8 protein-coding genes are annotated in these 8,385 nt (G+C 70.7%); 3 read left to right on the forward strand and 5 right to left on the reverse strand.

Annotated features, from left to right (window positions below):
• The first annotated feature begins 144 nt into the window (after positions 1-144).
• A complete protein-coding gene (locus ACOADB_RS24095) occupies positions 145-468 on the forward strand; it encodes an SH3 domain-containing protein (protein ID WP_378604766.1) in 324 nt (107 codons plus the stop codon).
• A 59-nt stretch (positions 469-527) separates the two neighbouring features.
• Positions 528-1,394 (forward strand): hypothetical protein, encoded by an 867-nt coding sequence (locus ACOADB_RS24100; RefSeq protein ID WP_378604769.1) that lies wholly within the window; start codon positions 528-530, stop codon positions 1,392-1,394.
• A gap of 3 nt (positions 1,395-1,397) precedes the next feature.
• On the opposite strand, the gene gatB is transcribed toward ACOADB_RS24100, so the two are convergent.
• Genes gatB through gatC form a run of 3 tightly spaced genes read right to left on the reverse strand, consistent with a single transcriptional unit; the run spans position 1,398 to position 4,722 of the window.
• Complete coding sequence (gene gatB, locus ACOADB_RS24105; protein ID WP_378604772.1) at positions 1,398-2,891, reverse strand: Asp-tRNA(Asn)/Glu-tRNA(Gln) amidotransferase subunit GatB; 1,494 nt, start codon at positions 2,889-2,891, stop codon at positions 1,398-1,400.
• The gene (gene gatA / locus ACOADB_RS24110; RefSeq protein WP_378604944.1) at positions 2,888-4,414 is read right to left on the reverse strand and encodes an Asp-tRNA(Asn)/Glu-tRNA(Gln) amidotransferase subunit GatA; all 1,527 of its coding nucleotides are present in this window, start codon (positions 4,412-4,414) and stop codon (positions 2,888-2,890) included. Before gatA ends, gatB begins: the two co-directional genes overlap by 4 nt.
• 8 nt (positions 4,415-4,422) lie before the next feature.
• Positions 4,423-4,722 carry an Asp-tRNA(Asn)/Glu-tRNA(Gln) amidotransferase subunit GatC gene (gatC, locus tag ACOADB_RS24115; protein ID WP_056713918.1) on the reverse strand — a complete coding sequence of 100 codons (300 nt, stop codon included), beginning with the start codon at positions 4,720-4,722 and terminating at the stop codon, positions 4,423-4,425.
• Between the two features lie 43 nt (positions 4,723-4,765).
• Here gatC and ACOADB_RS24120 point away from each other — a divergent pair, with 43 nt between their 5' ends.
• On the forward strand, positions 4,766-5,203 hold the full coding sequence (locus tag ACOADB_RS24120; protein WP_378604775.1) for a hypothetical protein: 438 nt from the start codon (positions 4,766-4,768) through the stop codon (positions 5,201-5,203).
• Here the strand turns inward: ACOADB_RS24120 and ACOADB_RS24125 are convergent.
• Positions 5,193-7,436 (reverse strand): protein kinase domain-containing protein, encoded by a 2,244-nt coding sequence (locus tag ACOADB_RS24125; RefSeq protein ID WP_378604778.1) that lies wholly within the window; start codon positions 7,434-7,436, stop codon positions 5,193-5,195. The genes ACOADB_RS24120 and ACOADB_RS24125 overlap by 11 nt on opposite strands.
• A 58-nt stretch (positions 7,437-7,494) precedes the next feature.
• The coding region (locus ACOADB_RS24130; RefSeq protein WP_378604781.1) for an alpha/beta hydrolase family protein at positions 7,495-8,385 on the reverse strand (891 nt) is incomplete at its 5' end.

Below are 8,385 nucleotides of genomic sequence, written 5' to 3' on the forward strand. Positions count from 1 at the left end.
ATTTACCTGCCTTGACATGCCCCGAAATGACTGGTTCCGGAGCGCAGTTTCTGTGCTTTCGGCTTGCGGACGCAACCTTCTGGCGTTCCGCAACGTCTGTCCTGCAGAACGTCTTCCGCCGAGCCCACCGGAAAGGTCTCCCCCATGACCCAGTTGACGCGCTGGCACACCATCTACGGCAAGGCCCGCCGGTCGTCCGCCCGGTACGTCTCGACCATCGGCAGGGCCCCGCACGCCGGGACCGCCGGTGACTGGACCTTCCGGGTCAGCACCACCACGAACGTCCGCCAGGGGCCGAGCACGAGGGACCGCACGATCGCGACCTTCATCCGCGGCAAGGAGTTCAACACCCGCTGGATCACCGAGCGTGGCGAGCGGGTCGACGGCCACCCCGAGTGGGTCGCGGTCGAGACCCTCAACGGGAACCGGGGCTGGATCTCCATCACCAACCTGCACATCGTCGACTGAGCCCCGGCGACCCAGGCGACCCCGGGAACCACGGCGGTCGCCCGCGCGTCCTACCTGGCATGCGACGACACCACGCCGCGGCTCTCGGGACCCTGCTCGTCTTCGGCCTCACCGCCTGTGGCGACTCCTCCGACCCGCCCATCGACGTCACCCTCAACGGCCCCGGGCACGGCACCCTCGCCAGCCCCGACGTGGTCAGCGCCCACGCCGCCGACGTGCTCGTGTCGGTCTACTCCACGGGCGGGAGCGGAGAGCCGGGAACCCGGGTCCCCGACGCGGAGGTGCGGACCGATGGAACGGTCTTCCTCAACGGGGAGGACGGCCTCGGCGTCGACACGTTCACGCTGACCCCGGACGGGTTGACCCGGGTGCGCGAGGCCTTCAGGACGGTCGCGTTCGGGAAGCACGACTACGAGAGGAGCGAGTGGACCGACCAGCCGGTGACGTCGGTGTTCACGACACTCGGCGGTCGGCCCGAAGCCGTCTCCGTCTACGGCCTGGGCCATGACGAGGACGTCGACGACCACGAATGGGACCGGCTGCTCGACGCGATCGCCGAGCTGGACGACCTCGCCGAGACCGCTGCCGTCAGGACCGACGGCGACATCGCGACCGGGCGGGCGTCGTACCGGCCCGAACAGGTGGGGTTGGTCCTCACCGACAACGGCGAGGTCGAGGACGCGTCCATCGACTGGCCGCTGTCGCGTCCCCTCGCGGAGTACGACCAGGGATCGACCGGGCTCGGCGACCCGTGCATCGTGGTGACGGGCAGCGACGTCGTCACCCTCGAAGCACTGCGCGACGAGGACCTCGACGACCGCGCCTGGTCCTCCGGTACGACGTCCGTGGACGTCGATGTCCGGCCGATCCTGCGCGGGGAGACCGGTCCCTGCACCCCAGCGGCGCCCGAGACGCCGGTGGGGTGATCGTCAGGCCAGCTTCTCCAGGATGAGCTCGCGGACCCGGCCGGCGTCGGCCTGACCACGGGTGGCCTTCATGACTGCACCGATGATCGCCCCAGCAGCAGCGAGGTTGCCTCCGCGGATCTTCTCGGCGATGTCCGGCTGAGCGGCGAGGGCCTCGTCGATGGCAGCCAGCAACGGACCGTCGTCGGAGACCATGGCCAGGCCACGCTTCTCGATGATCTCCGCGGGCGTGCCCTCACCTGCGATGAGCCCGTCGAAAACCTGACGGGCCAGCTTGTCGTTGATCGTCTTGGCGTCGACGAGTGCCTGGACCGCCGCCACCTGCGTCGGTGTCACTCCGACCGCCGCCAGTTCGACGCCGGCATCGTTCGCACGGCGCAGCAGGTCGGCGACCCACCACTTGCGGGCCGACTGCGGCGCCGTGCCCTGCGCAACGGTCTCCTCGATCAGTTCGATCGCGCCGGCGGCGACTGCGTCGCGCATCTCGAGGTCGGTGAAGCCCCAGTCGCCCTGCAGGCGCACGCGCCGCTCGGCGGGGTTCTCGGGCAGGGTCCCGCGCAGCTCCTCGACCCACTCGCGGCTCGGCGCGACCGGCACCAGGTCGGGCTCGGGGAAGTAGCGGTAGTCCTCGGCGTCGGACTTCTCGCGACCCGACGACGTGGAGCCGTCGTTCTCGTGGAAGTGACGGGTCTCCTGGAGCACCGATCCACCGTCGAGCAGGATGCCGGCGTGGCGCGCCATCTCGTAGCGCACCGCGCGCTCGACCGAGCGCAGCGAGTTGACGTTCTTGGTCTCCGAACGGGTGCCGAGACCGCCGGCGCCCTTGGGCGCGAGCGACAGGTTCACGTCGGCGCGGATCGAGCCCTGGTCCATCCGCGCATCAGAGACACCGAGGGCGACGATCAGGTCCCGGATCGCGGAGACGTAGGCCTTGGCAACCAGCGGTGCCTTGTCGCCCGTGTTCAGGATCGGCTTGGTGACGATCTCGATCAGGGGGATGCCGGCACGGTTGTAGTCGACCAGCGAGTAGTCGGCGCCGTGGATGCGGCCGTCGGAGCCACCGACGTGCAGCGACTTGCCCGTGTCCTCCTCCATGTGGGCGCGCTCGATCTCGATGCGGAAGGTCTCGCCCTCCACGTCGACGTCGAGGAAGCCCTCGAAGGCGATCGGCTCGTCGTACTGGGAGGTCTGGAAGTTCTTCGGCATGTCCGGGTAGAAGTAGTTCTTCCGGGCGAACCGGCACCACTCCGCGATCTCGCAGTTGAGCGCGAGGCCGATCCGGATGGCCGACTCGACGGCCTTGCCGTTCACGACGGGCATGGCACCGGGCAGACCGAGGCACGTCGGGCAGACCTGCGTGTTGGGCTCGCCGCCGAAGACCGCGGGACAACCGCAGAACATCTTCGTGTTGGTGTTGAGCTCGACGTGGATCTCGAGGCCGAGGGCGGGATCGAACTTCTCGATCACCTCGTCGAACGGAATCAGCGTTTCAGTCATCGGGCTCCCCCAAGGGTTGGTGCCTTCGCAAGGATGGGCCCGCCCCACCGCGTGGTCAGTGCCGCCTCGACGGCCGCACCCACCCGGTAGAGCCGGTCGTCGGCCAGCGCCGGCGCCAGCACCTGGAAGCCGACCGGGAGGCCGTCCTCCTCGGCGAGGCCCGCGGGCACCGAGATGCCGGGGACACCGGCGAGGTTGGCCGGGATGGTGGCGAGGTCCTGGAGGTACATCTCCAGCGGGTCGTCGAGCTTGTCGCCCAGCGGGAACGCCGTCGTCGGGGACGTCGGCGACACGAGGACGTCGACCTGCTCGAAGGCAGCCGCGAAGTCGCGCGAGATGAGCGTGCGGACCTTCTGCGCCTGGCCGTAGTAGGCGTCGTAGTAGCCGCTGGACAGGGCGTAGGTGCCGATCATGATCCGGCGCTTCACCTCGTCACCGAAGCCGGCGTCGCGGGTGGCACGCATGACCGTCTCCGCGGACGGGTCGCCGTCCGGGACGACGCGCAGGCCGTAGCGCATGGCGTCGAACTTGGCGAGGTTCGAGGAACACTCGGCCGGGAGGATCAGGTAGTACGTCGCCATGGCGTGCACGAACGACGGGCAGGCGATCTCGGTGACCTCGGCGCCCAGTTCGGTGAGCAGCTCCACCGTCTCGGCGAAGCGCGACATCACGCCGGGCTGCCAGCCGTCGCCGGCCAGTTCCTTGATGACGCCGACCTTGAGCCCGGCCAGGTCGCCGGCGGCACCCTGTCGGGCCGCCTCGACGAACGCACCGACCGGCTGGTTGACCGAGGTCGAGTCGAGCGGGTCGTGCCCGCCGATCAGCTCGTGGAGCAGCGCCGAGTCGAGGACGGTCCGGGTGACCGGGCCGACCTGGTCGAGGCTGTTGGCGAGCGCGACGAGGCCGTAGCGCGAGACCGCGCCGTACGTCGGCTTCACGCCGACCGTGCCGGTCACGGCACCGGGCTGGCGGATCGAGCCACCGGTGTCGGTGCCGAGGGCCAGCGGCGCCTCGAAGGCGGCGACGGCCGCCGCCGAGCCGCCACCGGAACCACCGGGGATCCGGGTCTGGTCCCAGGGGTTGCGGGTGGGGCCGTAGGCGGAGTGCTCCGTCGAGGAGCCCATCGCGAACTCGTCCATGTTGGTCTTGCCGAGGATCGGCAGACCTGCGGCCTTGACCTTGCGGACCACCGTGGCGTCGTACGGCGGGATCCAGCCCTCGAGGATCTTCGACCCACACGTCGTGGGGAGTCCCTGGGTGGCCAGCACGTCCTTGACGGCGATCGGGACACCGTCGAGCAGGTGGCGGGTCTCGCCCGCGGCGCGGCGGGCGTCGGACTCGGCAGCCTGCGCGAGCGCGCCCTCGGCGTCGACGTGGAGGAAGGCGTGGATGCCGGAGGTGGCATCGCCGTCGACTGCCTGGATCCGGTCCAGGTGGGCCTGCGTCAGCTCGACCGAGGTGGTCTCGCCCGCGGCGAGGGCGTCGACCAGCTCGGCGGCGGTCTTCGTGATCCAGCCGTTCATGGGGGTGCTCACTGCTCGTCCCCCAGGATCCGCGGCACGCGGAAGCGCTGCTCCTCGGCCTCCGGCGCGCCGGACAGCGCCTGCTCGGCGGTCAGGCCGGGCACCACGACGTCCTCGCGGAAGACGTTCGTGAGCGGGATGGGGTGGGACGTCGGCGGGACGTCGTCACCGGCCACTCCGCTGATGGACGCGACCGCCTCGAGGATCACGTTGAGCTGGGGGGCCAGGTGGTCCAGCTCGGCGGCATCGAGGTCGATCCGGGCGAGATCGGCCAGGTGGGCCACCTCGTCGCGGGAGAGTTGAGACATGGCGGTGATTCTAGGTCCCGAGGGGGTGCCTAGAATCCGCCGGGTGTACCCGCCCACTCCCACTCCGCCGCGGATCCCGCAGCGGGTGATCACCGCGGGGACCGCTGGACCAGCCATGACGAGCTTCCTCGAGCGGCTCGCTGCCGTCCTCGACGTCCCCCTCGTGCCGCTGGCCGAGCTCACCGATCCGTCCGAGGCCGGTGAGCTGGCGTCCTTCGACGGCTGGGTCACCACCAGCGAGTACGACGCCACGCGGGCCTTGTTGCTCGACCGGGCCGAGCTCGTGGTGCACGTGACCCACGAGGAACCGGGCACGCTGCGGGGCCTGGTGCGCCGGACCGTGCGCCGGATGCGCGCCGACGGCTCCGAGCCGGACCTGACGTGGCTCGCGACGCTCGGCGAGACCCATCCCGAGGTCGGGTTCACCCTCCTCGCCGGGCCCACCGCTTCCGAGGCGTGGCTGGCTGCGCTCAGCGCGTGATGCCGACGACGACGGTGCTGTCGGCGTCGATCGAGGCCGAGACCCGGCCGGTCTCGTGGAGCCCGTCGCTCTCGTAGCGCAGCTGCCGCACCGTGGCCGTGGCCCGGTCCAGCAGCACGAGGTCGGTCGTCCCGTCACCGTCGGTGTCGGCCGCGACCGGTCGCGCTTCTGCGAAGGCGACGTCGTCGATGTCGACGTGCTGGGCCTCGATCTCGGGGGTGGTGCCCTCCGAGAGGATGCGGACGAAACGGGCGTTGCCCTCGTCCAGCATCGCGACCACGTCGGCATCGCCGTCGCCGTCGAAGTCACCGATGACCGGATGGGTCCGGTCCCACTCCCAGGTGGCGGAGTAGAGCCAGAGCTCGTTGTCCTCGAAGGTGCTGCGATCGGAGCGGAACAGCCGCAGGTCGATGCCGCCCTCGGTGGGCTTGCCGAGCTCGATCAGGTCCGCGTCACCGTCGGCATCGAAGTCGCCGGCCCCGATCTTCATGTCCTCGAACTTCCAGCCGTCGACGACCGCCCAGTTGCTGGAGGTGCCGAACGTCGAGCCGTCGGACAGGGCGACATCGATCGCGATGAAGCTCTCGCCTGCGCCGGTCAGGTAGGCCAGGTCGGTCACGCCGTCCCCGTCGAAGTCGCCTGCGGTCACCCTGAACTTGTCGGGCAGCTGGACGTCACCCCAGTCCTCCGGTGCGTCGAAGTCGACGCCGTTCGAGCGCGCCACCCGGATCCGGTCCGTCTCGACGAGGGCCAGGTCGGCACGGCCGTCACCGGAGAAGTCTCCCCGCACCACCTTCGCGGTGCCGTACGCCGTCCCTGACCAGATCTGGAGGTCGCCGAAGCCCGTGTCGGTCCCTTCGCTGGACGTCAGCACGAGGGTCTGGTCGGCGCTGTTGTCGATGAGGATCGTGTCGTCGCTGCCGTCACCGTTGACGTCGGCGCGCGTGACCGGCCCCTCCTGTACCCCGGGCGCGTCCAGGGTCTCGTCGCCGGTAGGCGTCTCCCGCGGTTCGGGGCTCAGCGTCGGGCCGGGGGTCCGGTCGTCGGTGCGGGGTCCGGTGCCGTCGTCGCGCAGGAAGTGCCACGCGGCACCGCCGCCGACACCGATCACCAGGGCGGCCAGCACCGCGATGACCGCGACGAGCGGACCGCGGCGCGACCGCGGAACCGGAGTGTTCAGGCTGGGAGTCGCGTAGGAGGGTGGCGGGCTGGACACCGGCGGCTGCGCCAGCGGCGGCGGGGGAACCGGCGCCGCGAAGACGTACGACGGAGCCGACGGGCCCGAGGAGTACGACGGGCCCGACCCATAGGACGGACCCGACGGGTAGGACGGACCCGACGGATACGACGGGCCTGAGGGGTACGGCGGCGCCTCCGGAGGAGGTACGACGAAGCGCTGGTCGGGCAGGCGCCCGCTGGCCCGGATGGCGCGCAGCTCGGCGGCGGCGGCCGCTGCGCTGGGGTGACGTGCCGCCGGGTCCTTGGCCATCGCGCGCCGCAGGAACCCGTTGATCTGGTCCGAAGCCCCGGGCAGCTGCGGGATCGCGGAGAACTCGTGCTGGTGGGCGAGCTGGACCAGCCCACCGTCGTACGGAGGACGGCCGGCGAGCAGGAACCACAGCAGGCAGCCGAGGGCGTAGGTGTCGCTGGCCGGGGTGGCGACCTCGCCACGGAACCGCTCCGGCGCGAGGTAGGCGTAGGTGCCCGCGACGACGCCGCTGCTGGTCAGCGAGGACTCGCCGTCCCGGGCGATGCCGAAGTCGCAGAGGTAGGCGTGCACCTGGTCCTGGCCGGAGCGGAGCAGCACGTTGTGCGGCTTCACGTCGCGGTGGATCACCCCGACGGCGTGGGCGTCGGCGAGCGCCGACGCGACCTGGGCGGCGATGTCGAGCGCCACGTCGGGCGTGGGGAGTCCTTCGCCTGCGACGCGGGCCGCCAGGTCGCCCCCGGACACGAACTGGGTCGCGAGGTAGAGGCAGCCGTCCTGCTCGCCGTGGCTGTAGACCTGGATGATGTGGGGGCTGTCGCTGCGCGCCAGCACCGACGCCTCCCGGGTGAACCGGGTGCGGAACTCCGGCTCGGAGGCCAGCTGCAGCGAGAGCACCTTCAGCGCGACCCGACGGCCGAGCCCTTCCTCGATCGCCTCGAACACGATCCCCATGCCGCCCGCACCGAGTTCGCGGGTGATCCGGTAGGGACCGAGCAGGTCGCCCACACCGGGAATGCGTGCCAACGTCGCGCCTTTCGAGCGTGGTTCGGAGGCACCAGCGTAGTGGCGGAGAGCGGTCGTCTCAGGAAAGGTGGCGATCGAGGAATTCGCCGGTCTTCTCCATGGCCCGCTCGAACTGCGGTCCGAACGCGTGCTGCTCCCCGGCGTAGGTCAGCAGGGTCACGTCGACCCCCGCCCGCCGCATGGCTCGTGTGGTCTGGCGACTCCAGCGGATCGGGCACGTGTCGTCGGCAGTGCCGTGGTGGACCAGGACCGGTTCGGTGATGTCGTCGAAGTAGGTGCGCGCACTGATGCCACCCCAGAAGTCCGGGTTGTCCCTGGGTTCGCCGTACGCCTTCAGGATCGCGCCGGTGATGGCGTTGCGTCCCCCGTCGGAGCGGATGAAGTGGTCGAAGTTCTCGGATGCGATCGAGCTCACCGACGCGAACACGACGCCCGCGTCCGCGAGGCCGGGCGCGACGACGAGTGCGTTCTGCACGACTCCCCCGCCCATCGAGCGGCCCGCGAGGCCGATGCGTTCGTCGTCGACCGGCCCGTCCCACGCCCGCAATGCGTGGACGGCGTTGATGACGTCCTCGGTGTAGCCCATCCGCAGGTCCAGTCCCCTGCTGCGGTCGGGGTCGGACCCGCCGTGGCCGCGGTAGTCGACGTGCAGCGCGACGTACCCGTGGTCGCCGAACCACGCACGCTCACGGGTCATCCCCTGCCCGACCTTGTAGATCGAGGGCTCGATGTAGCCGTGCGCCAGGACGACGGCGGGGAACGGCCCGTCGCCGTGGGGTACGGCGAGCCGACCCGAGATCGTGAGGGTGCCGCTGCGGTAGGTCACGTCGTACTGCGTGTGGTTCGCCGTCCGCAGGACTTCGGCGCCGAGCGTCAGCCCGTCGCCGTCGTACGTCTTCTCACGCAGCGCGGGCAACGACACCTGGTGCGGTACGGCGGCCCGGGTGGT

This window comes from Nocardioides sp. CPCC 206348 (assembly GCF_048654705.1).
Classification (GTDB): domain Bacteria; phylum Actinomycetota; class Actinomycetes; order Propionibacteriales; family Nocardioidaceae; genus Nocardioides.